Origin of the sequence: Nostocoides australiense Ben110 (assembly GCF_001050535.1) — a bacterium.
GTDB classification, from domain to species: Bacteria; Actinomycetota; Actinomycetes; order Actinomycetales; family Dermatophilaceae; genus Nostocoides_A; species Nostocoides_A australiense.
The window spans coordinates 3,551,670-3,553,384 of sequence record NZ_HG764815.1 but is presented as its reverse complement, the minus strand read 5'-3'; the positions used below and the strand labels follow the sequence as shown (position 1 = coordinate 3,553,384).

At 69.3% G+C, this 1,715-nt stretch carries 2 protein-coding genes; one reads left to right on the top strand and one right to left on the bottom strand.

The genetic code is table 11. The features are described from left to right. Positions 1-69: 69 nt before the first annotated feature. The gene (gene eno, locus BN11_RS17355) at positions 70-1,350 is read right to left on the bottom strand and encodes a phosphopyruvate hydratase (RefSeq protein ID WP_048699576.1); all 1,281 of its coding nucleotides are present in this window, start codon (positions 1,348-1,350) and stop codon (positions 70-72) included. 164 nt (positions 1,351-1,514) lie between these two features. Here eno and BN11_RS24200 point away from each other — a divergent pair. Beyond that, positions 1,515-1,715, top strand: a 201-nt coding sequence (locus tag BN11_RS24200) for a hypothetical protein (RefSeq protein ID WP_048699575.1), incomplete at its 3' end; no start/stop codon positions are given.

Genomic DNA, 1,715 nt, shown 5'->3' with positions numbered 1-1,715 from the left:
GCCCGGCCCGCGCCCCTTGGGGCGGCGGGCCGGGTCACGACGAGGGCCGTTGGCTGCCATGCGCAAAGGTCAGGCCGAGAAGCGGGGGAAGGCGCCGGCGCCGGCATACACCGCCGCGTCGTCGAGTTCCTCCTCGATGCGCAGCAGCTGGTTGTACTTCGCGACGCGCTCGGAGCGGGCGGGGGCGCCGGTCTTGATCTGGCCGCAGTTGGTGGCGACGGCCAGGTCGGCGATCGTGACATCCTCGGTCTCGCCGGAGCGGTGGCTCATCATGCAGGTGTAGCCGGCGCGGTGGGCCATGTCGACGGCGTCGAGGGTCTCGGTCAGGGAGCCGATCTGGTTGACCTTGACCAACAGCGCGTTGGCGGTCTTGGTCGAGATGCCCTTGGCGAGCCGCTCGGGGTTGGTGACGAACAGGTCGTCACCGACCAGCTGCACCTTGTCGCCGAGGGCCTCGGTAATCTTGGCCCAGCCGTCCCAGTCGTCCTCGTTGAGCGGGTCCTCGATGGACACCAGCGGGTATTTGGCGACCAGGTCGACGTAGTAGGCGGTCATCTCGTCGCTGGACTTCTTGGTACCTTCGAAGGTGTAGGAGCCCTTGTCGTAGAACTCGCTGGCGGCGACGTCGAGAGCGAGCGCGATGTCCGTGCCCGGCTTGTACCCGGCCTTCTTGATCGCCTCGAGGATCAGGTCGAGCGCGGCGGCGTTGGACTCGAGGTTGGGGGCGAAGCCGCCCTCGTCGCCGAGGCCGGTAGCCAGGCCCTTGTCGTGCAGGACGCCCTTGAGGGCGTGGTAGACCTCGGCGCCCCAGCGCAGCGCCTCGCGGAAGGAGCCGGCGCCGATGGGGGCGATCATGAACTCCTGGATGTCGACATTGGAGTCGGCGTGGCTGCCGCCGTTGAGGATGTTCATCATCGGGACGGGCAGCACGTGGGCGTTGGGGCCACCGACATAGCGGAACAGCGGCAGCCCGGCGGACTCGGCGGCCGCCTTGGCGACCGCGAGCGAGACGCCGAGGATGGCGTTGGCGCCGAGTTCGCCCTTGTTGGGGGTGCCGTCCAGGGAGAGCATCTCGTTGTCGACGAGCCGCTGGTCGGCCGCGTCATAGCCGTAGAGCTTGGGGGCGATCTCTTCCATGACCGCGTCGACCGCCTGCTCGACGCCCTTGCCGAGGTAGCGCTTCTTGTCGCCGTCCCGGCGCTCGACGGCCTCGAAGGCGCCGGTGGAGGCGCCGCTGGGGACGGCCGCCCGCGCGACCGTGCCGTCGTCGAGGCCGACCTCGACCTCGACAGTGGGGTTGCCGCGAGAGTCCAAGATCTCGCGCGCGACGATTGCCTCGATGGTGGCCACGGAATCACTCCTTGGTGATGGCAGATGAGGGCCCAGATTGGCTCGGGTCCCAGCCTAGCCCTGTCGCCGTTGCCTATTCGTGACCGACCCACCAACTCCCGGTGATGAGGCGCCGACTACCTGGTACGCGACATCCGCGTCGGCCCCGTGCCAGACTCCCGGCCATGCCCCACGATGCCTCTGTCCAGCAGATTCAGACTTTGACCCGGCGGACTTTCCTCGGCGGAGGCGCTGCCGCGCTCGCTGCGTATGCCGCCGCGCCGGCCCCCGCTGCCGCGTTGGACCTCGGCGCGGGGTCGGGTTATTGGCTCGGCGAGCGCTACTGGGGCAACCGCCTGCAGGACTGGCTGGGGGGGGGGGGGGGG